Genomic DNA, 25,551 nt, shown 5'->3' on the forward strand with positions numbered 1-25,551 from the left:
GCCGGGCAGGGTGATGAAAATCTGAAATCGAATGGCGGTTAGCCGCTTATTTCACAAGCGTGATGAGGCGGCCGGCATACATCTCGCGATTTCCGAACACGGCCGTGCAGTCGGTTTTGATGGACGAGTTGCCTGTCATCTGCACGGTCAGGCCAACAAGCCTCAGACAGTCGCCCTGACCGCTCATATCCGAGTTGCCGGCAAAGGAAATGGCCGCGTCAGGCGCATAGACGAACCCGCTGATCACGGAATTCGCGCCGCCATTCAGCGTCAAGGCCGATGTGTTGCCATGGTTCTCGAAAATGGTGATGCCTGCATAGGGGCCGCTGGTGGCCGGGGAAAGGTCCACCTTTTCATTGGCATTTATGTAGATCTGTGCGCCCTCCATCAGGAATATGGTGACGCCGTGGCCGGTCAGGCTGCCGTTGCCGCCCGGTTTCAGGGTCACGCCGCGCAAAATGTAGACGCCCGGGTTGAGCGTGATATTTCCCGACAATGTCTTGTCGCAATAGGTGCCGGGCGACAGCGTGTAGGTTTTGCCGTTCGGGACCGGCAGGCAGAATGTGTAGGGGGGAGGCACGATGTCGGCCAGGGGATCGAAGGACGCATATTGATGTTCGAGCGGCGCGCCGCAGGCGAGATTGGCACTGGGCGGTAAAAGCCCGGAAGTGCCGCCGACGGTCGAGACGCAACCCGCCGAAACCTGAGCGGAACCGCCTCTGCTGACGGCATCGGACGCGTCCGAGTTTGCCGCGATCACGCAATTGCTCATGGCGACGTCGGTCGAGCCCTGCAGGCTTGCCGCGGCCGACGCATGCGGATCGAGCGCCAGCACGCAGGCCTGTGCGCCCGGGTGCATCTTGACCGTCGCCGACCGGCGCGCTGGCCAGGGGGCCGCGCCATTGATGAAGCTCGGACGGTTGATGCCTGACGAAAGCGAGATGTAATAGGCGCTCGGGTCGCCGCTGGCTGTGGCCGAAAAAGCGGAGATGCTGTCTGAATATTCCTGTTGATCGGCGACGCTCATATTGGCCGCAAAGAATGTCAGCCCAAGCCCTTGGACATCACTCGCGCTCATGCTGGGCAGGTACTTCGTGCCGACGGCAAGCCCAGCCGCGTCCAGCGAGTTCTGCAATTGCGCGGCGTCATCGCTCGTGCCTGTCAGGTCGAGGGTGCCGGCGACGACGGCCATTATCGGCAGCAGCGCTATGGCGGTCGCCATGGCAAAATTGCCGTGCTCCGAAGACCAGAAGCCCTTCAACGTGAACATCGCCCCTCGCCAAGGTTTGAAAAGCTCAGGTGATACACCTTGGGGTCTCTACGAGTAATTTAAGCAATAGCTAAAATGCATAGATTCTAAGATGAACTCGGTGGTTCGCCAAACCAAGGCCGCCCAGCAGGCATAACGAGACGCGGCGACAATCCCGGGAAGATCGGATATGATGCCAGCGTTCTTGAAGTGGCAGCTACGGGCGGCCACCCTAGGCGGTGACCGCCCCCCGAGAAAAACGGAGGTAGGTTATGGCCGGCTTTCATGTCATGGCGGACGCGCACGGGATGCATGTGCAACCCGCGGTCCGCCGCATTTCCACGCCAGACCTCTGGGACGCATTGAGACTTGGCGCCGAGGACTTCTGGGCCAAGCCCTCGCATTACGTGTTCCTGTGCCTGATCTATCCGGTTGTCGGCCTGATCCTAACGCGGTGGACCTCCGGCTCCAACGCCATCCAACTCGTCTATCCCTTGATGTCGGGCTTTGCCCTTGTCGGCCCGTTCGCCGCGATCGGACTCTATGAGATCAGCCGCCGGCGCGAGCTGGGCATGAACACCAACTGGCGGCACGCCCTGGATGTGCGCCGCTCACCGGCGCTGCCCTCGATAGCGGCCATCGGCATCATGCTGTTCGCGCTGTTCCTGCTGTGGCTGTTCACGGCGCAGTCGATCTACACCAGCCTTTTTGGCAGCGAGCCGCCGGCTTCGATCGGGGCCTTCCTACGCGATGTGCTGACGACCAAGAAGGGCTGGACACTGATCCTTCTCGGCAACGCGGCCGGCCTAGTCTTCGCGGTGGTCGTGCTGGCGACCACGGTCGTTGCCTTCCCGCTTTTGCTTGATCGTGACGTCGGCGCCGTTTCGGCGATTGAGACCTCGGCCCGGGCGGTCATGGCAAATCCGTTGCAGATGGCGCTCTGGGGTCTGATTGTCGCGGTGCTGCTGGTGATCGGCTCTATCCCGCTGTTTGCCGGTCTCGCCGTCGTCATGCCGATCCTCGGCCACGCGACCTGGCACCTCTACCGCAAGGTGGTCGAGCCCGCGCAGATCCGGCCCCCGCGCCGTCCGATGTGATGCCTCAACGCTGCGCGTCAGTCGCCATCTTCAGCGCCAGCGCCGTCAGCACGGTTCCCATCATCCAGCGCTGGATCACCAGCCATAGCGGCCGCCCGGCGAGGAAGGTGGCGATCGAGCCGGCGGTCAGCGCGATGATGGCATTGACGCTGAGGCTGATCGATATCTGCGTCGCGCCCAGCACTAGAAGCTGCGACAGGACATGGCCCTTGCCGGGGCTGATGAACTGCGGCAGCAGCGAAAGATAGAGAACGGCCACCTTGGGATTGAGCAGATTGGTCATCAATCCCATGGCGAACAGCTTGCGCGGCCGGTCCTTCGGCAGGTCGCGCACCTGGAACGGCGAGCGTCCGCCGGGTTTCACCGCCTGCCAGGCCAGCCACAGGAGATAGAGCACGCCGGCAAAGCGCAACACATCATAGGCATAGGGCACCGCGATCAGCAGCGCCGTGATGCCGAACGCGGCCGACAGCACGTAGAACAGGAAGCCGACCGCAACGCCGCCAAGCGAGATCAGTCCGGCCTTCGGCCCTTGCGACAGCGAGCGCGAGATCAGGTAGATCATGTTGGGGCCTGGCGTCAGCACCATGCCGAGGCAGACCAGCGCGAAGGCGAGATGGTTGGCGGTGTCGGGCATTGTTCGTTCCCCAGCGTGCCGCGATGGATGAGGGACCGCGCGGGCGGTCAATCTGTGCCCGTCACGGCGGCCGTCTGCAAGGGCTTGACGCCGCCAGGCGTTGCGCCAGGAACGATCCTGGTTAGCCGACCACGCGCAGGTTCGACAGTTCGTTGCCGATTTCCTTGAAATCGTTTGCCAGGCTGGCGCCGGTCGCATTCCAAAACAGCTTCGCCGGTTTGCTCGGATCCGTCGCATCCTTGCGGAAGCGCGAATTCGACGAGCAGGATTTCAGCGCATCGATCGCCAGCTTGTCGCTGGCCTTGGTCGTCGACAGGTCGAGCGCCACCGTCATCACCATGATGTTGGCTGCCTTGGCGTTGTTGCAAAGCGTGGCCATCTGCTCGTTGAGCGCGTTGGTGTAGTTGCCGTTCGAATAGTCCAACTGACCGATGGCGCTCGACGTTCCCATGAACAGGCGGCCGACCGAAGTGCCGTTGTAACCGGGGTTGAGATAGCCGTAGGACGCATAGGTCGATTTCGAATTGGCGGGATCCGAGTAGCCCAGCGAGGAAGGTGTATAATAGGTGTTGGCGCCGTCGGTCAGCACGATCACCACCTTGTCGTTGCCTCTTTCGGTTTCTGGGCGCCCTTGCGTGAACGGCTCTCCGCTCGAAACCACCCGCCAGCCCCAGGCCATGCCCTCGGGGACGTTGGTGCCGCCATTCGGCTGCATCAGGTCGATCGCCGCCTTGATCGAGGTGAGCCCGTCGGCGACGCTGACATCGGTCAGCGGCGTGATCGGGTTGGTGGTGCAGCTGTAATTCGGCCCGTTCCCGGCGGGCAGCGCCGGCGCATCGATCGGCCGCGGCTGGAAATACTTGGCCATGTTGCGCAGCCGCGATTGGCCGCTGCTGCTCGATGGATCGTCGTTCCACCAGCTGTTGACGGCGCCATAGGTTGCCGGCGCGGCCTCGTCGGGATCCTGGGTGAGCTTCCAGTGATTGCCCGGTTCGTCGGGGGCGAACATGGGCACGAACATCGTTGCCGGATCGCCGACGCCGATGCCGGTGTTGGCCGAGCCACCGGACGGCGTGGCGTCGTTGATGTTGTAGGGGTAGGGCCTGGCCTCGACGCAGCCTTGCCAACTGGCGAACGGACCATAGGAATCGATATAGTCATATTCGTCGTGGCTGCTTTTGCAGGTGTTGTTCGAATTGTATTGGTCGCACACGACCCGTTTGCTGTTGACGACCCGCTCGTGGTTGGTGACGACCTGCATGTCGCGGTAGAGCGAGAACCGGGTCAGCATCTGGCCTTCCCCGGTTCCCCAGCCGGTCCCGCGCTTGTACCAGATGCCGTTGGTTTGCTGGGCGTACTTGTTGGCGGCGTTCAGCGTCGACCAGTCGAAATTCTCGTTCGACACCGGCGACAACCCTTCGGTGTCCATCCACGATGCGTTGCCATTCCTGGGGCCGACATTGACCGAGGCGGCAAAAGGGACGAGGCCGAATTGCACCGGCTTGTCGACCTGCTTGATCATGATCGCCTGCTGGGCCAGCGTGTCGACCAGCTGCTTGGAGGCAGTCTTGAGAAGATCGATGCGCTTTTGCCCCGAGCCCGTGCCAAGCGTGGTCATCGATCCGGAATTGTCGAGCACCAGGGCAACTTCCAGCGTGTTCTTCAGCCGCACCTGCGAGGTGACGTTGAAGCTGAGCCTCTGGTTCGCATCGGTCGCCGATTTGCCGACGAATTGGGCGAAGGCGGGGTAGAAATAGGGTTTGTAGTTGAGCTGGGCGGTCATGGTGAGCAGGCCGCCGCCGCTGGTGTTGCTTGGCAAGATGACGTTGAGCGTGGCGCTGGCGGGATCGATATCGTTCAAATTGGCGTTGAAGAAGTCGAGCGCATAGGCTCTCAACTGGTCGTCGGTCGCACCTTCCGTCAGCCGGCGGGCCGTAGCGAAGTTGGCGGCGTCCAGCGCGTTCATCAACATCTGCTTTTCGCGGTTCATTTCCGTGAAGTCGACAGCGAGCGCCAGACCGCCCATCAGCGGCACCATCGCCACAACCGTCATAAGAGCATAGTTGCCGCGCCTGTCGCGGCGGAACTGACGCCAGATTTTATGCATGTCTTGAAGCGGCCCCCGCCGACGGATTCTCGGTCGGCGCGAGCTTCCCACAGAACGCTGAAGGACGGGTTTGGGAAACCGCTCTATTGCTTGGTTGGCGCTTCACCAACCGCTAACCAATCAAAGGCCGCGGCTTGCGCCGCAATTCGTGCCGATGCGGGTGAAAGCTGGTGACAGCATGGGCCGGTTCGGATAATTCGAACCGGCTGCGGCGAACCGTCGGCCGCCGCACCCGCAACGATCATACTGAAGGAAACGGCATGGCGGATTCGCCCGAAATCGTCGGCTCGCTCGAAGACGTGTCGAAAGCCTATTCGGCAATTCTCTGCGACGTCTGGGGCGTGGTGCACAATGGCGAGTGGCATTTTCCGGCGGCCGCGGCCGCGCTGGCGGCGGCAAGGGCGACCGGCACTCCTGTCGTTCTGATCACCAATTCGCCACGCCGCAGTGCCGATGTCGTGGCACAGATGAGCGTGATCGGCGTTCCGCCGTCAGCCTATGACCGTGTGGTGACCTCGGGCGACGTGACCCGCGACCTGATCGCGGAGGGCCCACGCAAAGTCTTCCACATCGGCGCCGACCGCGATTTGACCCTTTACGATGGCCTCGATGTCGAACTCGTCGAGGAATTCGAGGCCGCCGGCGTCGTGTGCACCGGGCTGTTCGACGACGAGGTTGAAAAACCCGAGGATTATGCCGACTTGCTGCGCCGGTTGCGCGCCAGGAACTTGCCATTCATCTGCGCCAATCCCGATATCATGGTTGAACGCGGCGAACGGATCATCTGGTGCGCCGGTGCACTCGCACGCGACTACGCGCAGCTCGGCGGCCGCACGCTGATCGCCGGAAAACCCTATGCGCCGATCTACGAGGTCGCGATGAAGGAGGTGGCCGAGATCCTCGGCCGGCCGGTTGAGCGTTCGCAAATACTGGCGATCGGCGATGGCATGATGACCGACGTCAAGGGCGCGGCCGACAATGGTTTCGACGTCCTCTATGTCTCCGGCGGCATTCACGCCCGCGACTACGGCGATCCATCCCGGCCGGATCCGGCAAGGCTTGGGCTCTTCCTGGAGCGGCACGGCTATCGTCCGGTGGCCGTCATCGCAAGGCTGCAGTAGGTGGCAATGGTCGCGTTCCAGCATCTTGCGACAACCGCGCCGCTGCCCGCCGATCTGCGAGGCGGCGTCGTTGCGATAGGCAATTTCGATGGCGTCCACCGTGGCCACCAGGCCGTTCTCGAACGGGCGTTGGCGGAGGCCAAGCGGCGTGGCGTGCCGGCCCTGGTGCTGACCTTCGAACCGCACCCGCGAACGGTTTTCAAGCCTGATTTGCCGCTTTTCGTGCTGACGCCGCCGCCGATGAAGGCGCGGCTCTTGTCGCTGCTGGGCTTTGCCGCGCTCGTCGAGCAACCTTTCACGCGCGATTTCGCCTCGCTGTCGGCGGAAGCCTTCGTCACCGATGTGCTGGAGAGGACGCTGGGCATCACCCATGCCGTGACCGGATTCGATTTCCATTTCGGCAAGGACCGCCAGGGCGGGCCGGCCTATCTGATGGCTGCCGGCGAGCGCCATGGCTTCGGTGTCACACTCGTCGACGCCTTTCGCGACGAAGGCGCCGATGTGGTTTCGTCGAGCCGCATCCGTGCCTTGCTTTGCGAGGGCGAGGTGGCCGGGGCCGCCGGTCTGCTCGGCTATCGCTTCACGGTGGAAAGCGAGGTTGTCGGCGGCCAACAACTCGGGCGAACGCTCGGCTTTCCCACCGCCAACATGAGGCTTCCGGCGGCAGCCACGCTCAAGGAAGGTATTTACGCCGTCCGCTTCCGGCGCGCCGCCGGCACGCTGCACGACGGCGTCGCCAGCTTTGGCCGCCGCCCGACCGTCGACGACAACGGCGCACCGCTCCTGGAAACCTTCGTCTTCGATTTTTCCGGCGATCTCTATGGCGAGACTTGCGAAGTGTCGTTCTTCGGCTTCCTGCGCAGCGAGATCAAGTTCGACGGGCTCGATGCGCTGGTGGCGCAGATGAAGCGCGATGAAGCCGAGGCACGCGCGCTGCTTGGCGGCGTCAAGCCGCTGTCCAGCCTGGACGCCGCGGTGGCGTTCTGAAGCATGACCCCGAAATGGGGAAGGCGAGTTCCTACCTCTTCAATGCAAGACCGACGGCGATGAAGGTCCAGCCCTGGAAGATCAGGTCGATCGCCAGGAACAGTCCGAGCACCCACAGGCTGTTGACCGGCCAGCCCATGGCGATGATCAGCCCCGCGAGCACGCTGATGAGACCCGCCGCGACAATCCAGCCCCAGCCGCGCTCCGGGCGGTGGCTGTAGCCGACCCAGGCCCGCAGCGCGCCGGAAGCGACGAGCGCGACGGCCAGCAGGAAGGTCAGCACCGCCGAGGCCAGCAGCGGATTGTCGAAAGCGAAGAATCCGGCGACCGCATAAAGCAGTCCGCTGAGCAGCCAGTAGAAGAAGCGTCCCCAGGTCTTGACCCCGAAAGCATGCATGATCTCGATGATGCCGGCCACCAGCATCAGCCATCCAACGACATAGACGGAAGCCACCGTGGCGATGAACAGATTGCCGAAGGCGATGCCGCCGAGGATCAGCAGCACCACGCCCAGGCCGACGAACCATCCCCATTTGTCGCGCGTCTGGCCGATCGCGTTCTTCAGAGTATCGCCGTGCAAGGTCATGTCCATGCCTCCATTGAGGGCCGCCAGCATGCAAGGACGTTACCCTCGGCGCCAACCCGCGTCCAGCCGGTCGCGGACGCGATGGTGCAGGCAATGCGAGCCGGTTGTCTCGTCCTTAAATCAAATTTTACCAAAGCCTCGTCAAAGCTGTCGCCGTATCGCGTTAGTGGAGTGGCCATGAGTCCGGTCGGGAAGATTTCTGCAGCCTTGGCTACCGTCATGCTGGCTACGTCAGGCGCGGCCGAGGCCGGCGATGGCGCTTTCGGCTGGCTGTCCGGCGATTGGTATCTGATGGTCGGCGCGACCGGCATGGTGGCGCCCAATTTCGAGGGCGGCAAGAAGTACATGCTGAGCGCCCAGCCCATCATTTCGCTGGGCAAGGCCGGTCCCCAGGCGCGTTTCACGTCCCGCAACGACAATATTTCGCTGGCGCTCGTCGACGATGGCGGCGTCCGCGCGGGCCTGACCGGCAAGTTCCTGTTCTCGCGTGACGATGGCGATGCCGACGAACTCAAGGGGCTGGACCCGGTGCGCTGGGGCGGCGAGGTCGGCGGCTTCTTCGAATTCTACCCGACGGACTGGATGCGCGCACGTGCCGAATTGCGGCACGGCATCCGTGCCCATAATGGCTTTGTCGCTGATATCGCCGCCGATGCTTTCTACGACGTCACGCCGACGGTCAGGATTTCGGGTGGCCCACGCGTGTCTTTTGCCTCGGCGAACTATTTCGATGCCTACTATGGCGTCAACGCGCAGGAAGCCGTGGCCTCGGGGCTGAGCCAGTACAATCCCGGCGGCGGCCTGAAATCCGTCGGCCTCGGCGGCGCCGTGACCTGGAAGGTGACCGATCCGATGACCGCCAGCCTGTTTGGCGAATATTCGCGCCTCGAAGGTCCGGCGGCCGATTCCAGCCTGGTCAAGGAGCGCGGCGACCGCAACCAGTTCATGGTCGGCGTGTCGACCACCTATCGCTTCGACTTCAAGATGTAAGTGAATCGAACGAGACGCTTTATTCCTGCGCTCTTCTCCGCTAAAAGCCCAGCAATGACGAGCTTTTCGCGCCTTCGCGCGCCGACGATACGAATTACCAGCCCGGTGTTCCCGGCAGCCTGAAGGCTGTTGGAGCAGCCGGGACTATTGCGCGCGGCCTCTCGCGCTTTTCCAGATCATCAAGGCATGTCGCCCAGAAGTGGCCCGGTTTGGGAAAACGGCATGCGTATAAAGTAAAATTCCAAGCCGCAAGCCACGTGGCCCGGCATGCACATGGCAGACCAATGACCGACCAAAACCAATTAACGATCGACTATTCCAAGACCCTTTACCTGCCGCAGACGGAGTTTCCGATGCGCGCCGGCTTGCCCGAGAAGGAGCCCGTGCTTGTCAAGCGCTGGCAGGACATGGACCTCTACCGCAAGCTGCGCGAGAGCGCGGCCGGGCGCACGAAATACGTGCTGCATGACGGCCCGCCCTACGCCAACGGCAACATCCACATTGGCCACGCGCTGAACAAGATCCTCAAGGATGTCATCACCCGCTCGTTCCAGATGCGCGGCTATGACTCCAATTATGTGCCCGGCTGGGATTGTCACGGCCTGCCGATCGAATGGAAGATCGAGGAACAGTACCGCGCCAAGGGCAAGAACAAGGATGAGGTGCCGGTCAACGAATTCCGCAAGGAATGCCGTGAATTCGCCGCGCACTGGATCTCGGTGCAGGGTGGCGAGTTCCAGCGGCTTGGCGTCATCGGCGACTTCAAGAACCCTTACACGACCATGGCCTTCCACGCCGAGTCGCGCATCGCCGGCGAATTGCTGAAATTCGCCATGTCTGGCCAGCTCTACCGCGGTTCGAAGCCGGTGATGTGGAGCGTCGTCGAGCGCACGGCGCTCGCCGAGGCCGAGATCGAGTACCAGGATTACGAGTCCGACACGATCTGGGCGAAGTTTCCGGTGGCCAATCTCGTCCTCGCCAGTGTTGTGGACGGGCAGCCGGCGGAGCTCGATCCGGACCTGAGCGGGCGCTCGCTTGACCTGCTGGATGCCCATGTCGTCATCTGGACGACGACGCCATGGACCATCCCTGGCAACCGCGCCGTCAGCTATTCGCCGCGCGTCGCCTATGGCCTCTACGAGGTGACGGCGGCCGAGAATGCGTTTGGCCCGCAGCCGGGCGAGAAGCTGATCTTTGCCGATGCCCTGGCCGAGGATAGCCAGGCCAAGGCCAAGGTCACGTTGAAGCGCCTTCACGGCATCAGCGCAGAACAGCTTGGAAATCTTGTGCTTTCGCATCCCTTCAAGGGCCTCGGTGGCGGCTACGAGTTCCCGGTTGCGATGATCGCCGGCGAGCATGTCACCGATGATGCCGGCACGGGCTTCGTGCACACGGCTCCCGGCCATGGCCGCGAGGACTTTGATGCCTGGATGGATGCCGCGCCGGCGCTGCGCCAACGCGGCATCGACACCGAGATCCCGTTCACCGTCGACGATGCCGGCTTCTTCACCAAGGACGCGCCGGGCTTTGGCCCGGACCGCGAAGGCGGACCAGCGCGCGTCATCGACGACAACGGCAAGAAGGGCAACGCCAACCAGGCGGTCATCGACGAGCTGATCAAGCGCAACGCGCTGTTCGCGCGCGGCCGGCTGAAGCACAGCTACCCGCATTCATGGCGTTCGAAGAAGCCGGTCATCTTCCGCAACACGCCGCAATGGTTCGTCTACATGGACAAGGACCTCGGTGATGGCACCACGTTGCGCAGCCGCGCGCTGAAGGCGATCGACGAGACGCGCTTTGTCCCGGCCGCCGGCCAGAACCGTATCCGCGCCATGATCGAGGAGCGCCCCGACTGGGTGCTGTCGCGCCAGCGCGCCTGGGGCGTGCCGATCGCCGTCTTCGCCGACGAGGACGGCAACGTGCTGAAGGACGAGGCGGTCAACCAGCGCATCATGGACGCCTTCGAGGCGGAGGGCGCCGACGCCTGGTTCGCGCCCGGCGCCAAGGAGCGCTTCCTCGGCAATCACGATGCCTCCAAATGGCGGCAGGTGATGGACATTCTTGACGTCTGGTTCGATTCGGGCTCGACCCATGTCTTCACCCTGGAAGACCGGCCCGACCTGAAGTGGCCGGCGGATGTCTATCTCGAAGGCTCCGACCAGCATCGCGGCTGGTTCCACTCCTCACTGCTCGAAAGCTGCGGCACCAGGGGCAGGGCGCCTTACGACACCGTCGTCACCCATGGCTTCACCATGGACGAGGATGGCCGCAAGATGTCGAAATCGCTCGGCAACACGGTCGTGCCGCAGGATGTGATCAAGCAGTCCGGCGCCGATATCCTGCGGCTCTGGGTGGTGACGACCGACTATTGGGAAGACCAGCGGCTCGGCAAGAACGTGCTGCAGACCAACATCGATGCCTATCGCAAGCTGCGCAACACCATCCGCTGGATGCTGGGCACGCTCGCCCATGACGATGGTGAGGACGTGCCCCTGGAGACGATGCCGGAGCTGGAGCGGCTGATGCTGCACCGGTTGGCGGAGCTCGACGAGGTGGTGCGCCAGGGCTACGACGCCTTCGAGTTCAAGCGCATCACGCGCGCACTGCTCGATTTCATGGTGGTCGAGCTGTCGGCCTTCTATTTCGATATTCGCAAGGACGCGCTCTATTGCGATGGCCCGTCGAGCGTGAAGCGCAAGGCCTCGGTCCAGGTGGTGCGCCATCTCTTCGACTGCCTGGTGAGATGGCTGGCGCCGATGCTGCCCTTCACCATGGAAGAGGCCTGGCTCGACCGTCATCCCGATGCGGTCTCGGTACATCTCGACCAGTTCCCGCACATCCCTGCGAATTGGAAGAACGAGGCGCTGGCGGAGAAATGGCGCAAGGTCAGGCAGGTGCGCCGCGTCGTCACCGGCGCGCTCGAGATTGCGCGTGCCCAGAAGGTGATCGGCTCCTCGCTGGAGGCTGTACCGGTGGTCACGATCAACGACGCGGCGCTCGAGGCGGCGATATCGGACGTCGACATGGCTGAAATGGCGATCACCAGCGATCTGGTCATTGCCCATGGCCAGGCGCCGCAAACCGCCTTTGCCCTCGACGATGTCAAGGGCGTCGCCGTGGTGGTCGAGAAAGCGGAGGATCGCGGACTGGTCAAATGCGCGCGTTCCTGGCGCTACACGGCCGATGTCGGGCAGGATCCGGAATTCCCGGATGTTTCGGCACGTGATGCCGCCGTGCTGCACGAGTTGAAGGCGCTGGGAAGGCTCTAGTGCCTGTCGCCCAAAAGTGCGTAGCGGTTTTGGGATAAACGACAGGCACCAGATCAAGCGCGTGCCTGTCGCCCAAAAGTGCGCAGCGGTTTTGGGATAAACGACAGGCACCAGATCAAGCGCGTGCCTGTCGCCCAAAAGTGCGCAGCGGTTTTGGGACAAACGACAGGCACCAGATCAAAGAAGTGCACAAATGCCACGCCGAACGGTGGAGATCCGGCCGCGCGTTGCCCTTAACGAGTGGTTGAGGTAAACACGCGAAACTCCGGAAGACAAATTGTCGCCGGATTTCCGTCGCAAGTGCTTGCAAGATGGGGACCGGATACAAAGCCGGTGCGATCGAGAGGCTGTCTAGAGTGGGACTTTTTGGCATGACCGAGAGATATAACGCGCGCCTTGCGCTGTTGGCGCCGCTTGTCGTATCGGGCCTCGCTTTGTCCGGCTGCATGGGCTCTCCGACCTATGGCACCGACAAGACCGCTGCCGAACAGTTGGCCGGCGATCTGACAGGCGCCGTGTCCTTCGCGCCGAAGCACAAGGACCCGATCGACTACAAGCCGCGTCCCACTCTGGTGAAGCCGGCACCCGGCCAGAAGGAAGCGCTGCCTGCCCCGCAGGAAAGCATTCAGACGGCGAACGCCGGCTGGCCCGAGTCGCCCGAGCAGCGCCGCGCGCGCCTGCGCGCCGACGCCACCGCGCACCAGAATGACCCAGCCTACCAGGCGGAGATCGTCGACGACGTGCAGACGGATCCGGCTTCGGTGAAAAGGGCGATGGCTGAATCAGGATCTAGCCACCCGCCGGCGTGGAAACCCGCCGATTCCGACAAGGGCCGCGCTGCCGAGATCCAGCGCCGCCTTGCCGAAAGCAAGCAGGGCGACCCCAATACGCGTAAATATCTCAGCGAGCCGCCATTGCCCTACCGTGTCGCCTCCGATGCCGCGCCGCAGAACGAACTCGGCGAAGACGAGTACAAGAAGGAGCGCCGCCTCAAGGCAAAGGCCGAGGGCAAGAAGGGCGGCTGGTTCGACTGGTTGCCGTCGCTGTAAGAACAGTCGCGCCGCCTTGTCGTGCGCGGCCTTGGCTCAGTCTCGACGCCCCCTGAAAAAATCCTTCAGCAGCAGGCCCGCTTCGGTTTCGGCCATACCCGGATAGATATCGGGTGTGTGATGGCAGGTCGAAGAAGTGAAGAAGCGTACGCCGTTGACCACGGCGCCGCCCTTTTCGTCGGCGGCGCCGAAATAGAGACGGCGCAGCCTGGCGAAGGAGATGGCTCCGGCGCACATGGCGCAAGGTTCCAGTGTCACATAAAGATCGTGGCCGGTGAGCCGCTCGCTCGAGAGTTTGCCGCAGGCTTCACGGATCACTAGCATCTCTGCGTGCGCCGTCGGGTCGGCAAGCTCGCGCGTGCGGTTCCCGGCACTGGCAATGACCGTGCCGCCATTGGCGATCACCGCGCCGACCGGCACTTCGCCGCGCAAGGCTGCAGCTTCGGCCTCCTGCAGCGCCAGCGCCATGAAATCCGGCCTCTTCAAGCGGTTTGTCTTCCCATTATATCCTCGCCACCCGGCGGTGATCCTGTTATGGAGCGCATCAACCCGAAAATCGGACTCGATTTTCGGGAATGATCATGCGCCAAATCAAAAATGCTACAGCGTTCGTTGCGCGCCGAACGGATGTGCCACGCTGTAGCAGCGCAAACGGACAAAGGCCACATGGACGACAACGACAAGAAATCTCCGCGCAAAGGCGGCCCGGGCAGGAGTGGCCCGAAATCGGCAGGTGCACGTGGCCGCGACGCCAGCAAGGGCGGGAAGCCGTCCTTTGGTACGAAAAAGCCTTATGCCCCGCGTGGCGATCGGCCGATGGCCGCCGATGGGGACCGGCCGAAGCGGGACTTCAAGGGCGGTGACAGGCCGTTCAGCAAGGGACCGCGCCCAGAAGGCAAGCCTTACGAAAAGCGCGAAGGCCCGCGCAAGCCCTACGCGCCTCGCGGCGACCGTCCGATGGCGGCCGAAGGCGAGCGCAAGCCTTATGAAAAGCGCGAGGGGCCGCGCAAGCCCTATGCCCCGCGCGGCGAGCGTCCGATCGCCGCCGAAGGCGAGCGCAAGCCTTATGAGAAGCGTGAAGGGCCGCGCAAACCCTATGCCTCGCGTGGCGACCGTCCCATGGCGGCCGAAGGCGAACGCAAGCCTTATGAGAAGCGTGAAGGCCCGCGCAAACCCTACGCGCCGCGCGGCGACCGTCCGTTTTCTGCTTCGGCCGACGGCGGCGAAAAGCGCTTTGACCGTCCCAAGCGTGATTTCACAGATCGTCCGAAGCGGGATTTTGCTGACCGTCCAAAGCGCGACTTTGGAGGCGACAGACCCAAGCGTGATTTCGGTGATCGGCCCCAGGGTGCATCGGGCGGTGGTTTCAAGCCACGTCCGCGACCAGCCGAAGGAACCGAAGAAGCCGGCGAGCGCATCGCCAAGCGGCTGGCACGCGCCGGGCTCGCCTCGCGCCGCGATGCCGAGGAACTGATCGCCGCCGGCCGCGTCAAGGTCAATGGCCGGGTGCTGGCCTCGCCGGCGTTCAACGTCATGCCCAATGACATCATCCATCTCGACGGCATGGAAATCCCGCCGATCGAACGCACGCGCCTGTTCCTGTTCCACAAGCCGGCCGGCGTCGTCACCACCAACCGCGACCCCGAAGGCCGCAAGACCGTCTTCGACGTGCTGCCGGCCGAGCTGCCGCGGCTGATGACCATCGGCCGGCTCGATATCAACACTGAAGGCCTGCTGCTGCTGACCAATGATGGCGGCCTGTCGCGCGTGCTCGAACTGCCGGCCACCGGCTGGCTGCGCCGCTACCGCGTGCGCGTCCACGGCAAGGTCGAGGAAAGCGCGCTCGCCGGCCTGCGCGAAGGCATTGCCGTCGACGGCGTCTTCTACGGCGCCATCGAAGCCAGCCTCGATCGCGAGCAGGGCTCCAACGCCTGGCTGACGATCGGCTTGCGCGAGGGCAAGAACCGTGAGGTCAAGAACATCCTCGGCGCGCTCGGCCTCGACGTCACGCGGCTGATCCGCATCTCCTACGGCCCGTTCCAGCTCGAGGATCTCCCCGAAGGTCATGTGCTGGAGATCAAGGGCCGAGTGCTGCGCGACCAGCTTGGCGAGCGCCTGGTCGAGGAATCCGGCGCCAATTTCGACGCCGAGATAACAAAACCGTTTTCCAACCAGCCCGTGCGGCGCACCGAAGTCCGCGAGGCCGAGCCCGAACGGCCGAAGTTTACGCGAGACGGCGAGCGACGGCCGATCGGCGAGGGCGGGCTGATCAAGAACCGCAAACGCCGGGAAGGCAGCCGCGACGAGGCGCTCGGCAAACTGTCGACGAGTCCCGACAGAGGCGAGAGAGCAGAAAAGAGCTTCGGCGATCGCGGTCCGCGACCGGAGCGTGGCGGCTTTGGCGATAAGCCGCGTGGAAGTTTCGGCGACAAGCCGCGCGGCGGATTCGGTGACAAGCCTCGCGGCGGCAAGAAATCCGAACGCGAGCAACGGCCGATCGAGCCGCCAGGCCAGCGCAAGGCCAATGTCTGGATGGCGCCGGGAGCCCGGCCGATCGGCAAGGGCAGGGCGGAGGCCGATGCGGCCAAGGCGGCCGAGAACAAAGCGCGCAAGGCCTCGTTCAAGCCGTCATATGGCAAGCCCGCCGACAAACCAGGCGGTGCGAAGCCATTCGGCAAGCCGCGTGGCGAGCGTCCAGGAGGCGCCGGTGGCGGTGAGCGGCCGCGCGGCGGCCCCAAGGGTCCCCGCACAAGATGAGAATCGTCGGCGGTGAGTTTCGCGGGCGTCCGCTGGCGACGCCCCGCAGCAGCGCTATCCGCCCGACGACCGACCGGACCCGCGAGGCCGTCTTCAACGTTCTGGCGCATCGCTTCGCCGGGCAAGTGGAGGGCGCGCGCGTGCTCGACCTGTTCGCCGGCACCGGCGCGCTTGGTTTGGAAGCCCTGTCGCGCGGGGCATCCTATGGCGTGTTCATCGAGGAATCGGCCGAAGGCCGGGGCCTGATCCGCGACAATGTCGAGGCCTTCGGCCTGACCGGACGCACCAAGATCTTCCGCCGCGATGCAACCGGCCTTGGCGAGGCGGGCACGCTGGCGCCGTTCGGTCTCGTCTTTGCCGATCCGCCCTACGGCAAGGGCCTTGGCGAGCGCGCCCTGCGGTCCGCCAAGGATGGCGGCTGGCTGCGCCCCGGCGCGCTCTGTGTGGTCGAGGAGACGGCGGCGGTTCCCTTCGAGCCAGGCCCGGGCTTTTCCGTGCTCGATGAGCGCAACTATGGCGAGACCGTCATCCGCTTCATCGAGGCTGCCTGACAGGACCGCTTCAGCAGTGGCCTCTTTGCCGCCGCCTTTGCCGGCAAGATGACCAACAATTCACTTTGCTTGTCGCCAGCGCCTTGCCTATCGTCGCTGCATGAAAACCGGAGCCATCGATGACATCCAGGACTGAATGGCTGCGGCCGGCGCTGCTGGCGACCTCGCTGGCCTTGTTCATCGCCGGCCCTGTCCTGGCCGACAGTTCTGCGTCGCCCAAGACTCTGCCGGCCGAGTTCAAGGTCACGGATTTCCTGCTCGACAACGGCATGGAAGTGGTCGTCATTCCCGATCACCGCGCGCCGATCGTCACCCATATGGTCTGGTACAAGATCGGTAGCGCCGACGAGCCGCCGGGCAAATCCGGCATCGCCCATTTCTTCGAGCATCTGATGTTCAAGGCGACAGCTCATCACGCGGCCGGCGAGTTCGATCGCGCCGTCTCCGACATTGGCGGCTCCAACAACGCCTTCACCTCCTATGACTACACCGCTTTCCACGAGACGGTGGCGCCGTCGGATCTCGAGCTGATGATGAGCTTCGAAGCCGACCGCATGCGCAACCTCATCCTCACCGACGACGTCATCAAGACCGAGCGCGACGTGATCCTGGAGGAGCGCCGCTCGCGCATCGACAACAATCCGCAGGCCGTGCTCGACGAGGAGGTCGATGCCACACTGTGGCAGAACCAGCCCTATCGTATCCCGGTCATCGGCTGGATGCAGGAGATGGAGCAGCTGAACCGCACCGACGCCGTCGCCTTCTACAACAAGTACTACCGGCCCAACAACGTCGTGCTGATCGTGGCCGGCGACGTCGAACCGGAAACGGTGAAGGCGCTGGCCGAGAAGACCTACGGCAAGGTGGCCCGCGGGCCGGATCTGCCGCCGCGGGTGCGCCCGGTCGAACCGGAGCAGAATACCAGGCGCACCGTCACGCTCTCCGACGCCCGCGTCAGCGTGCCGAGTTTCTCGACGCAATGGGTCGTGCCTTCCTATCACACCGCCAAGCCGGGTGAGGCCGAAGCGCTCGATCTGCTCGCCGAGATTCTCGGCGGCGGCAACCGCAGCCGGCTTTACCAGGCGCTTGTCGTCAAGCAGGGCATCGCTTCCAGCGCCGGCGCTTACTTCCAGGGCACCATGCTCGACGACACCAATTTCACCGTCTATGGCGCGCCGCGCGGCGACGCCAAGCTGGCCGACGTCGAAGCCGCGGTCGATGCGGAGGTGGCGCGCATCGCCAGCGACGGCGTCACATCGGATGAGCTCGAAAAAGCCAAGGACCGCTATGTCAGGTCGATGATCTTTGCCCGCGACAAGCAGGATTCCATGGCCAACATCTATGGCTCGACGCTCGCCACCGGCGGCAATGTCCAGGACGTGCAGCAATGGCCGGATCGCATCCGCAAGGTCACAACCGACGAGGTCAAGGCCGTTGCCGCGCGCTATCTTGTGCCGGCCCGCTCGACGTCAGGCTATCTCTTGCCGCAGCAACAGGCGGGGAATTGATGATGATGAACGAGCATCTCCGCGCTTTTCCTTCTCCCGCAAGGGGAGACGGGAAGGCCCTGCACGCCCTCGCGACCCTCTTTCTCTCCATCCTCTTCCTGGTCCTGCCGGCGCTTGCCGCCCGCGCCATGGAGATCCAGTCCGTCACCTCGCCGAAGGGCGTCACGGCCTGGCTGGTCGAGGACTATTCCGTGCCGGTTGTCGCCATCCGCCTCGTCTTCGGCGGCGGCTCGACTCAGGATCCGCCGGGCAAGGAAGGGCTGGCCAATCTGATGACCGGTCTGTTCGACGAAGGCGCCGGCACTCTCGATTCGGAAGCTTTCCAAATCAGGCTCGACGATGCCGGCGCCGAGATGAGCTTCGACGAGACCCGCGATGGCATCTACGGCTCCATGCGCATGCTGGCCGAACAGCGCGACGAAGCCTTCGACCTGTTGCGGCTGGCGGTCAACGAGCCGCGCTTCGACCAGGCGCCGATCGACCGCATCCGCGCCCAGGTCCTGTCCGGCATCATCGCCAACGAGAACGACCCAGACACGGTGGCGCAGAACCGATGGGCGCGCGCCGTCTATGGCGACCACCCCTATTCGCGCTCCGATCAGGGCACCAGGCAGAGCGTCGCCGCCATCACTCAGGCCGATCTCAAGGCCCTGCACAAGGCGGTATTCGCGCGCGGCGGCCTGCATGTCGCCGTGGTCGGCGCCATCGACGCCGAGACGCTGAAGAAGAAGCTGGACATGGTGTTCGGCGATCTGCCGCCGAACCAGGCGCTCGCCCCTGTCGGCGATATCGAGCCCAGGCTGGCGCAGCATATCGAGGTCAATTACGACCTGCCGCAGACTTCGCTGCAGCTCGCGTGGCCCGGCGTGAAGCGCACGTCGCCGGATTTCTTCCCGGCCGCGCTGATGAACGAAATCCTTGGCGGCGGCACCTTCACCTCGCGCCTGTTCCAAGAGGTGCGCGAAAAGCGCGGGCTGGCCTACAGCGTCAATTCCTCGCTGGTAAACCAGGACCACGCCGACGCACTGATCGTCACCACCGGAACGCGTTCCGACCGCGCCGCCGAGACGCTCGGCATCGTGCGCGACGTCGTCAAGCGGCTGGCCGAGGACGGCCCGACCGAGGCCGAACTGGCGGCGACCAAGAAATATCTGATCGGCGCCTATGCCATCAACAATCTGGATTCGTCGAGTTCCATCGCCGCGACGCTGGTCGAACTGCAACTCGACGATCTCGGCATCGACTACATGCAGCGCCGCAGCGGTTACATCAACGCGGTGACGCTGGATCAGGTCAAGGCGGCGGCGAAGAAGCTACTGACGGCGGAGCCGACCATCATGGTGGTCGGGCCTCCACTGGCGGGAGCAGGCAAGGGATGAGCCCCACCTTTGGCATAGCTTTCGGCGGCGGCGGCGCGCGCGGCCTGGCGCATATCCATGTCATCGAGGCGCTGGACGAGCTTGGCATCAAGCCGGTGGCGATAGCCGGCTCGTCGATCGGCGCCATCATGGGCGCCGGCATGGCCTCCGGCATGACCGGCAAGGATATCCACGACTATGCCCGCTCGATCCTTGGCCGCCGCGCCGAGGTGGCGAGCCGCATGTGGCGGGCGCGGCCGGGCACGATCGCCGAGGCCATGCAAAACGGCATCCGCGTCAGCCAGTTCAATGTCGAGCGCATCCTCAAGGCATTCCTGCCCGAGGCCATTCCTGAAACCTTCGCCGAATTGAAAATCCCGCTGAAGGTGACGGCGACGGACTATTTCGGCCACAAGCTCGCTGTCTTCGACGACGGCGACCTGCACTCGGCCCTTGCCGCTTCGGCCGCCATTCCCGCCGTCTTCCGCCCGGTGACGCGCGACGGCAGGCTGCTGATCGACGGCGGCATCTACAACCCCGTGCCGTTCGACCTGATCGAGAAGGATGCCGACATCATCATCGGCGTCGACGTGGTCGGCGCGCCGGAAGAGGCCGACCGCAAACAGCCGACCTCAGTCGACCTGATGTTCGGCGCCACGCAGCTGATGATGCAGTCGATCATCGCCAACAAGCTGAAACAGTGCCAGCCCGACATACTGGTCCGCCCGGCGGTGTCCAAATACCGGGTGCTCGATTTCCTGAAGATCGACGCCTTGATGAACGAGACGGCGGACATCAAGGATCGGCTGAAGCGGGAGGTGGAGAAGGTGGTGGAGGCGCGGCGCGGGAAGGGGAAGCGCGCGGCTGGGTGATACTTCTGGGAATGCGCCAGTCGGGCTCGAGCACAAGCGGCCGCTCAAGGCAGTGCGGGGCGCTCATTTATGAACATGCGCAGGCTTTTCCGGCTCGGTGCTCAACGCGCGAAGCGACGTTTAATGCGATCGACCACTGCACGTATGGGAGCGGATGCGCGCCAGGTCGTGCTGGATATTATGGCGGCCAAGTGGCTCTGCGCGTCCTGGCTTGCCTTTCGCATGCATTCAGTCTCTTCGATCAGCTTTGAGTTGTCAGAATTCAGCCGCTCTATTTCGGCATGGATTGTTGGAGAGTGCACCTTGGCAATGTGAGACCACAGCTGCCGTTGCGATCGATCCAGGTAGGTCTCCCGGTCCAATGCGTGAGGTTGAAGCCGATCTCGGACCGCAGATGCCAGACGGCCGAGGCCGATGACGGCGACTGTGTCGGGAAGGATTACTGTTTCGTGCGCGATGCCGAGATGATCGAGAAAGCGTTCCGCATTGACAATCGCGTCCGCGATCAGGTTAGCGTCGTGGAAGGAAACGATGCAGTCCGGCTTCATAAGTGGCAAAACGCCGACAAAGTCCGAAAAACAGGCCCTGGTCGTGTGCTCGCCGTCTATCAGCGCAAGCGTGGCCTTGGAGTCAACCGCGTCGGCGCGCACATCGGAAACGTCGCTGTCAATTGTGGTAAGCTTGGCCATCGCTGCGGAGGGGACATAGTCCGACAGCACGGAGATCATTCGAGCCGCCGAGTTTTCAGGATAGTGAAAAATCTGGGCGCGTTCGTCAGGCTGCGCCTTGGGTCGCGGGTCGACCGATATCACCGCCCTGCAGGCTGGATCCATCAGGTGCGGCACCAGGCTTCCCCCGAGGTGAGAGCCGATCTCGAGGTAGACATACTGGCCAAGCACCGACCGGGCGAAGTTCTGCACCCGCAGGAAGCTCTTGCGGTCACTGAGGGTGCTCTCGGTCTTGATCTGGAAAACGGCAATGTCGAGCGTTTCGATCATGCCCATCGCTTGATCGGCGGTTGGCATTGAGGTGGCTCCCTGGCACTGGGTTGCGGCTCGCTTGCTCGGTGCTATTGGCTGGACCGTCGCAAAATGATTATAGCTCCGTTGCACTTTCGCTCGAAGTCCGCAACAGCATATCTCGAAACACCTCGAAAGGTCGACGATGAACCGCCTTTATACAGATCTGCTGATCAAGATCATTGCCAATACAATTTATGGCTCCGGTTCGCAGGTCATGGATCCCTCGAAGGTTGGCCAGTCGACACCGTTCAATCGCGAGGATCGGCTCAACGGCCGCGATTGGCCGACGGTTGCCCATTCGATGGCGGGCATCAAGCGGCTGACCAATCTACGTGACCTCGTCCAGCGCGCCATCGATGAGAACGTCCTTGGTGATTTCATCGAGGCCGGGGTCTGGCGCGGCGGCTGCTGCATCCTGATGCGCGGCGTGCTGGCCGCCAACGGGATCACGGACAGGAAGGTCTATGTCGCCGACTCGTTCGATGGTCTGCCGCCGCCCGATCCTGAGAATTTTCCCGCCGACCGGGGCGACAGGTTGCATGAGTTCCGCCAACTGGCGATCGACCAGGGACAGGTTGAAGCGAATTTTGCCGCCTATGACCTGCTGGATGACCAGGTGGTCTTCGTCAAAGGTCTGTTCGGCAACACGCTGCCGGGTCTGGAAGCCGGTCCCTTCGCCTTGATCCGGCTGGACGGTGATCTATACGAGTCGACGATGGACAGCCTTGAAGCGCTCTATCCAAGGCTGTCGCCAGGCGGTTTCGCGATCATCGATGACCTGGCACTTCCGACCTGCCGGCAAGCGGTCGAGGAGTACCGCGCACGCAACCACATCACCGCGCAGATGCACGAGATAGACTGGACAGGCGGTTGGTGGCAAAAGTCAGTTGCCGACACCTGAGCCACGGAGGCGCGATGAAGCAGGACCTCGTGTCAGTCGTTGTTGTTGCCTACAACATTCCCCGAGAACTACCCCGAACGCTGCTTTCACTCGCATTGCCCTATCAGCAAGGCGTGACGGCCGACGACTACGAGGTCATCGTCGTCGACAACGGATCACCATCTGCGGTCAGCGAAAGCCTTATCGCGGAATATGGGCCGAACTTTCGCCTGCTGCGCATGGATGACGCGTCACCCTCGCCCGCGGCAGCCGTCAATCGTGGAATTATGGAGGCGAGGGGAGACAAGATCGGCGTGATGATCGACGGCGCGCGGATGGTGACGCCGGGTTTGGTACATTTCGCTCGCATAGGCCTTGGGATGGCGCCGACGGCGGTCGTGGCCGCGCCTGGCTGGTATCTTGGAAGCGACGTCCAGGCGAACGCCGCCGGGAATGGCTATACAAAAGCCATTGAGGATTTGCTCCTGCAGTTCGATGGCCAGAAGATGGGTATCGGTTGTTCGAGATCGGGACCATGGATGAATCGTCGGTCGATCCATGGTTCTCGCCAATAGCCGAAGCCAATGCTCTCTTCATGAGTCGGGACAACTGGCAGGCGATCGACGGCATGGACGAGCGCTTCGGCCATCCGGGCGGCGGCCTTGTCAACCTCGACACGCTCGAGCGTGCGATGGGGTTGCCGCACGCTAAGCTGATCCTCACCCTCGGAGAGGCCACATTTCACCAATTGCATGGCGGGGTGTCCACCAACGCAACCATTGAACAACAGCGCAAGAACTGGACCGCCTGGAAGGCCGAAAGGGATGCCCTGCGGGGACCGGGAGACCTTACCCTTCATGTTCCTTCGGCATTCGTGGGCTCGCTGCCCCAATCGATTCTGCCGCACCTTGCGCGCGCTACAATTGCGACCCCATTCCGGGCCGCGCCTGCCGTTGCCGCAGGCTTCAGGGCGCAATTAATGCCGTTGGAAGAAGACGTGCCGACGGACCACACAGCAGCAACGCTGGTCGGTTTGGCCAAAGGACAATTTCAGCTCGGGAATTACCGAGCGGCAGCGGACATCCTTCGCATGGCAAGCGCCACCTCGCCTGTCGAGCTTGGAGCGTCGCGCCTTCTTTCGTTCGCCGGCATTCTTGCCCGGCATGACCCGGTTCGAGACGCGGCCTATTTTACCGCCATCGGTGATGCGTACCTTGCCATTGGCGAGAACGAGAAGGCTGAGGTTCAGTACCGCAGGGCGTTGGACCTCAACTCCAATGCCATAGGCGCCCATACCGGACCTGCCGGCATGCGGATGGAGGGGCCTTCCTATCATGACTGGCTGGAGCGTCTTTACGCGGAGCTGAAACCCGACATCGTGATGGAGATAGGCATCTGTAACGGCATGTCGCTTTCCAGTATCAAGGCTCCGACGCTCGCAATCAGAATCGATCCCAATCCGCGCATTACGGCAACCCTCAGTGCGGAAACACATATCGTTCCGGAAACCAGTGATGCCTTCTTCGAGCGCGGCGGAGCGGATGCGTTGCTGGCTGGCCGCCCGGTCGCCATCGGGCTCATCGACGGCTTGCACAGTTTCGACCAGGGGTTGCGCGACTTTGCGAACCTCGAACGCCACTGCGACCGTGGCTCGGTGTTGCTCCTGCATGGTGCGGCTGCGTTGGATGAAGCGCCGCAACAGGTTCCACCAGTCACCCAATTCCACCGTGGTGATGTCTGGAAATTGGTTTCGGCCCTAAGGGCTTTTCGCTCCGAACTTGACGTCTTCACCATCGCCACGCCGGGGACCGGCCTCACCGTGGTGGCCGGCTTTGGGGGCGGCAGATACGATCGTTCATGGATCATCGAAGCGGGCAAACATTTTGCAAACATGGATTCTCCCGAGATCGAGGCAAATCCAGCGGGTGCGCTTTGCTTGGTTGCAAATGAATGGGAGCCGGTAATCGCGCGGCTCAAGACCAACTTAGCCGGAAAAAAGAGCAGGAAACCACGATCAAAACAGGTGGCGGCATTAAATCGCGAGGTCGAGGAGGTCACAATGGGTGGATTCTTACATCAGTACTTTTTGAATAACAGCGGCAAGGAAATGTACAAATGGATGCACTATTTTGACGTGTACGAACGTCACTTCGAGAGGTTCAGGAATAGACAGCCGGTCGTTGTTGAAATCGGCGTCTACAAAGGAGGCTCGCTCGAGATGTGGCAAGCTTATTTCGGCGAAGGGGCGCGGATTGTTGGAGTCGACATCGACCCTGCCTGCAAGACACACGAGTCGGAGCAGATTGAAATTTTCATCGGCAGTCAGGACGATCCCGATCTACTCGATCGCGTCGTCGAGAAATATGGCTCCATCGATATCGTCATCGATGATGGCAGCCATATCATGGACCACGTTATCGCGACGTTCGAGCACCTCTACCAGCACGTGCAGCCGAACGGAGTGTATTTGGTCGAAGACACGCATACGAGCTATTGGGAAGACTATGGCGGCGGGCTTCGCAGGCCAGGTTCGTTTATGGAATTCGTCAAGGGAAAGCTCGACGAGATCAATGCCCACCACGTGCGCGGCGAGATGCCAGCGAATGCGTTCACCAATTCAACGAATTCAATCTCCATCTATGACAGCATCGTCGTGTTTGAAAAACGGCCGCAAGCCAAACGACAGTCCCTGACGACCGGCAAGGCGTAGGGTCGCGCCTGACTGTGAGTCAGCAACGGCTTTTCGTCCGAAATTGCATCGAAGAACAGATGAAGCGGTTTCCGTGAATGATTGAACGGCCGGGTCTGAGCAGGGCAGGGCACTCCGGTCCGATCAAACTCCCTCAGTCCTTCGCCCGCTCCACATAGGACCCGTCGGCGGTCATCACCACCACGCGGGTGCCAGGCGCGATGTGCGGCGGCACGGTGGTGCGCACGCCGTTGGAAAGCACGGCCGGCTTGTAGGAGGACGACGCCGTCTGGCCCTTGGTCGTCGGCTCGGTGTCGACCACTTCGAAGGTGGCGCGCTGCGGCAGCACCAGGGCTATCGCGATGCCGTTGAACTGCGACACCTGCACCGGCATGCCTTCCTGCAGATAGGGGGCTGCGTCGCCGACCACGGCTTCCGTCACCGCCACCTGGTCGTAGGTTTCCGGGTTCATGAAGTGATAGCCTTCGCCGTCGGCGTAGAGGAAGGTGTGCTCGCGCTCCTCGACATAGGCACGCTCCACCTGCTCGGTGGTGCGGTAGCGCTCCGACACCTTCACCCCGTCGCCGATGCGCCGCATGTCGAGCTGGGTCACGGGCGTGCCCTTGCCTGGGTGAATGTTTTCGGCAAAGAGGATCACATAAAGCTTGCCGTCCTTGTCGACGACATTGCCTTTGCGGAGCGAACTGGCGATGACTTTCACCACGGTTTTAAATCCTGCAAGAGTTGACTGGCGTTTGCCGGCTTGTGCGGCGCTGGATGGGGGCCTAGCGCATCTTGGCGCGAACCGCCAGCCCCCCAATG

Annotated in this window: 21 protein-coding genes; 14 read left to right on the top strand and 7 right to left on the bottom strand. The window is 63.0% G+C overall.

The genetic code is table 11. The features are described 5' to 3' along the window. Positions 1 to 46: 46 nt before the first annotated feature. Positions 47 to 1,270: a TadE/TadG family type IV pilus assembly protein gene (locus EN808_RS06315; RefSeq protein ID WP_135915387.1), complete on the bottom strand. Its 1,224-nt coding sequence runs from the start codon at positions 1,268 to 1,270 to the stop codon at positions 47 to 49. 251 nt (positions 1,271 to 1,521) lie between these two features. Here EN808_RS06315 and EN808_RS06320 point away from each other — a divergent pair, with 251 nt between their 5' ends. Next, entirely contained in the window at positions 1,522 to 2,346 is an 825-nt protein-coding gene (locus EN808_RS06320; protein ID WP_135915388.1) for a DUF2189 domain-containing protein, read from the top strand. A 4-nt stretch (positions 2,347 to 2,350) separates the two neighbouring features. Here the strand turns inward: EN808_RS06320 and EN808_RS06325 are convergent, their stop codons facing one another. Both EN808_RS06325 and EN808_RS06330 read right to left on the bottom strand, forming a co-directional pair. Continuing rightward, a complete protein-coding gene (locus tag EN808_RS06325; protein ID WP_127278888.1) occupies positions 2,351 to 2,983 on the bottom strand; it encodes a LysE family translocator in 633 nt (210 codons plus the stop codon). Positions 2,984 to 3,104: 121 nt separating this feature from the next. After that, a complete protein-coding gene (locus EN808_RS06330; protein ID WP_189524069.1) occupies positions 3,105 to 5,090 on the bottom strand; it encodes a TadE/TadG family type IV pilus assembly protein in 1,986 nt (661 codons plus the stop codon). A 260-nt stretch (positions 5,091 to 5,350) separates the two neighbouring features. Between EN808_RS06330 and EN808_RS06335 the strand changes: the two genes are divergently transcribed. Further along, a complete protein-coding gene (locus EN808_RS06335; RefSeq protein ID WP_127281228.1) occupies positions 5,351 to 6,211 on the top strand; it encodes a TIGR01459 family HAD-type hydrolase in 861 nt (286 codons plus the stop codon). A 6-nt stretch (positions 6,212 to 6,217) separates the two neighbouring features. After that, entirely contained in the window at positions 6,218 to 7,198 is a 981-nt protein-coding gene (locus EN808_RS06340) for a bifunctional riboflavin kinase/FAD synthetase (protein ID WP_135915610.1), read from the top strand. A gap of 31 nt (positions 7,199 to 7,229) precedes the next feature. Here EN808_RS06340 and EN808_RS06345 read toward each other — a convergent pair whose 3' ends face one another. Continuing rightward, positions 7,230 to 7,784 carry an HdeD family acid-resistance protein gene (locus tag EN808_RS06345; RefSeq protein WP_127869696.1) on the bottom strand — a complete coding sequence of 185 codons (555 nt, stop codon included), beginning with the start codon at positions 7,782 to 7,784 and terminating at the stop codon, positions 7,230 to 7,232. Positions 7,785 to 7,961: 177 nt separating this feature from the next. On the opposite strand from EN808_RS06345, the gene EN808_RS06350 reads away from it, so the two are divergent. The 3 genes from EN808_RS06350 (at position 7,962) to EN808_RS06360 (ending at position 13,092) form a co-directional block, all read left to right on the top strand. Continuing rightward, positions 7,962 to 8,774: a MipA/OmpV family protein gene (locus tag EN808_RS06350; protein ID WP_127869695.1), complete on the top strand. Its 813-nt coding sequence runs from the start codon at positions 7,962 to 7,964 to the stop codon at positions 8,772 to 8,774. Positions 8,775 to 9,058: 284 nt separating this feature from the next. After that, entirely contained in the window at positions 9,059 to 12,043 is a 2,985-nt protein-coding gene (gene ileS, locus EN808_RS06355) for an isoleucine--tRNA ligase (protein WP_135915389.1), read from the top strand. 371 nt (positions 12,044 to 12,414) lie between these two features. Beyond that, the gene (locus EN808_RS06360) at positions 12,415 to 13,092 is read left to right on the top strand and encodes a hypothetical protein (protein WP_127276750.1); all 678 of its coding nucleotides are present in this window, start codon (positions 12,415 to 12,417) and stop codon (positions 13,090 to 13,092) included. Positions 13,093 to 13,128: 36 nt separating this feature from the next. Here the strand turns inward: EN808_RS06360 and EN808_RS06365 are convergent, their stop codons facing one another. After that, a complete protein-coding gene (locus tag EN808_RS06365) occupies positions 13,129 to 13,578 on the bottom strand; it encodes a nucleoside deaminase (protein ID WP_127276748.1) in 450 nt (149 codons plus the stop codon). 180 nt (positions 13,579 to 13,758) lie between these two features. Between EN808_RS06365 and EN808_RS06370 the strand changes: the two genes are divergently transcribed. From EN808_RS06370 to EN808_RS06390, 5 genes are all read left to right on the top strand, one after another. Further along, positions 13,759 to 15,849: a pseudouridine synthase gene (locus EN808_RS06370; RefSeq protein ID WP_135915390.1), complete on the top strand. Its 2,091-nt coding sequence runs from the start codon at positions 13,759 to 13,761 to the stop codon at positions 15,847 to 15,849. Beyond that, positions 15,846 to 16,400 (top strand): 16S rRNA (guanine(966)-N(2))-methyltransferase RsmD, encoded by a 555-nt coding sequence (rsmD, locus tag EN808_RS06375; RefSeq protein ID WP_127276744.1) that lies wholly within the window; start codon positions 15,846 to 15,848, stop codon positions 16,398 to 16,400. The genes EN808_RS06370 and rsmD overlap by 4 nt, the downstream gene beginning before the upstream one ends. Positions 16,401 to 16,519: 119 nt before the next feature. Beyond that, entirely contained in the window at positions 16,520 to 17,908 is a 1,389-nt protein-coding gene (locus tag EN808_RS06380; protein ID WP_127276741.1) for a pitrilysin family protein, read from the top strand. A gap of 2 nt (positions 17,909 to 17,910) precedes the next feature. Next, a complete protein-coding gene (locus EN808_RS06385) occupies positions 17,911 to 19,287 on the top strand; it encodes a pitrilysin family protein (protein WP_135915611.1) in 1,377 nt (458 codons plus the stop codon). After that, entirely contained in the window at positions 19,284 to 20,138 is an 855-nt protein-coding gene (locus EN808_RS06390) for a patatin-like phospholipase family protein (protein ID WP_135915391.1), read from the top strand. Before EN808_RS06385 ends, EN808_RS06390 begins: the two co-directional genes overlap by 4 nt. 101 nt (positions 20,139 to 20,239) lie before the next feature. Here the strand turns inward: EN808_RS06390 and EN808_RS06395 are convergent, their stop codons facing one another. Continuing rightward, a complete protein-coding gene (locus EN808_RS06395) occupies positions 20,240 to 21,163 on the bottom strand; it encodes a class I SAM-dependent methyltransferase (protein ID WP_135883601.1) in 924 nt (307 codons plus the stop codon). A gap of 139 nt (positions 21,164 to 21,302) precedes the next feature. Between EN808_RS06395 and EN808_RS06400 the strand changes: the two genes are divergently transcribed. The 3 genes from EN808_RS06400 to EN808_RS36755 are packed head-to-tail and all read left to right on the top strand — an operon-like array spanning position 21,303 to position 24,750. Next, positions 21,303 to 22,061: a TylF/MycF/NovP-related O-methyltransferase gene (locus EN808_RS06400; protein ID WP_135883602.1), complete on the top strand. Its 759-nt coding sequence runs from the start codon at positions 21,303 to 21,305 to the stop codon at positions 22,059 to 22,061. Positions 22,062 to 22,075: 14 nt separating this feature from the next. Next, entirely contained in the window at positions 22,076 to 22,615 is a 540-nt protein-coding gene (locus EN808_RS06405; RefSeq protein WP_135915392.1) for a glycosyltransferase family A protein, read from the top strand. After that, positions 22,576 to 24,750 (top strand): CmcI family methyltransferase, encoded by a 2,175-nt coding sequence (locus EN808_RS36755; protein WP_210235449.1) that lies wholly within the window; start codon positions 22,576 to 22,578, stop codon positions 24,748 to 24,750. The genes EN808_RS06405 and EN808_RS36755 overlap by 40 nt, the downstream gene beginning before the upstream one ends. A 133-nt stretch (positions 24,751 to 24,883) precedes the next feature. Here EN808_RS36755 and efp read toward each other — a convergent pair whose 3' ends face one another. Next, positions 24,884 to 25,453 (bottom strand): elongation factor P, encoded by a 570-nt coding sequence (gene efp / locus EN808_RS06415; protein ID WP_127276735.1) that lies wholly within the window; start codon positions 25,451 to 25,453, stop codon positions 24,884 to 24,886. Between the last annotated feature and the right edge of the window lie 98 nt (positions 25,454 to 25,551).

Origin of the sequence: Mesorhizobium sp. M8A.F.Ca.ET.165.01.1.1 (genome assembly GCF_004792065.1) — a bacterium.
Classification (GTDB): Bacteria; Pseudomonadota; Alphaproteobacteria; order Rhizobiales; family Rhizobiaceae; genus Mesorhizobium.

Excerpts from the sequence above, each read along its gene's own strand:
- EN808_RS06395 (WP_135883601.1), bottom strand. The coding sequence starts at position 21,163 with ATGCCAACCGCCGATCAAGCGATGGGCATGATCGAAACGCTCGACATT.
- EN808_RS06330 (WP_189524069.1), bottom strand. The coding sequence starts at position 5,090 with ATGCATAAAATCTGGCGTCAGTTCCGCCGCGACAGGCGCGGCAACTAT.
- EN808_RS36755 (WP_210235449.1), top strand. The coding sequence starts at position 22,576 with ATGGATGAATCGTCGGTCGATCCATGGTTCTCGCCAATAGCCGAAGCC.
- EN808_RS06315 (WP_135915387.1), bottom strand. The coding sequence starts at position 1,270 with ATGTTCACGTTGAAGGGCTTCTGGTCTTCGGAGCACGGCAATTTTGCC.
- EN808_RS06370 (WP_135915390.1), top strand. The coding sequence starts at position 13,759 with ATGGACGACAACGACAAGAAATCTCCGCGCAAAGGCGGCCCGGGCAGG.
- EN808_RS06360 (WP_127276750.1), top strand. The coding sequence starts at position 12,415 with ATGACCGAGAGATATAACGCGCGCCTTGCGCTGTTGGCGCCGCTTGTC.
- EN808_RS06390 (WP_135915391.1), top strand. The coding sequence starts at position 19,284 with ATGAGCCCCACCTTTGGCATAGCTTTCGGCGGCGGCGGCGCGCGCGGC.
- EN808_RS06350 (WP_127869695.1), top strand. The coding sequence starts at position 7,962 with ATGAGTCCGGTCGGGAAGATTTCTGCAGCCTTGGCTACCGTCATGCTG.
- EN808_RS06405 (WP_135915392.1), top strand. The coding sequence starts at position 22,076 with ATGAAGCAGGACCTCGTGTCAGTCGTTGTTGTTGCCTACAACATTCCC.
- EN808_RS06325 (WP_127278888.1), bottom strand. The coding sequence starts at position 2,983 with ATGCCCGACACCGCCAACCATCTCGCCTTCGCGCTGGTCTGCCTCGGC.
- EN808_RS06345 (WP_127869696.1), bottom strand. The coding sequence starts at position 7,784 with ATGACCTTGCACGGCGATACTCTGAAGAACGCGATCGGCCAGACGCGC.
- EN808_RS06335 (WP_127281228.1), top strand. The coding sequence starts at position 5,351 with ATGGCGGATTCGCCCGAAATCGTCGGCTCGCTCGAAGACGTGTCGAAA.
- EN808_RS06380 (WP_127276741.1), top strand. The coding sequence starts at position 16,520 with ATGACATCCAGGACTGAATGGCTGCGGCCGGCGCTGCTGGCGACCTCG.
- rsmD (WP_127276744.1), top strand. The coding sequence starts at position 15,846 with ATGAGAATCGTCGGCGGTGAGTTTCGCGGGCGTCCGCTGGCGACGCCC.
- EN808_RS06400 (WP_135883602.1), top strand. The coding sequence starts at position 21,303 with ATGAACCGCCTTTATACAGATCTGCTGATCAAGATCATTGCCAATACA.
- ileS (WP_135915389.1), top strand. The coding sequence starts at position 9,059 with ATGACCGACCAAAACCAATTAACGATCGACTATTCCAAGACCCTTTAC.
- EN808_RS06385 (WP_135915611.1), top strand. The coding sequence starts at position 17,911 with ATGATGAACGAGCATCTCCGCGCTTTTCCTTCTCCCGCAAGGGGAGAC.
- EN808_RS06320 (WP_135915388.1), top strand. The coding sequence starts at position 1,522 with ATGGCCGGCTTTCATGTCATGGCGGACGCGCACGGGATGCATGTGCAA.
- EN808_RS06340 (WP_135915610.1), top strand. The coding sequence starts at position 6,218 with ATGGTCGCGTTCCAGCATCTTGCGACAACCGCGCCGCTGCCCGCCGAT.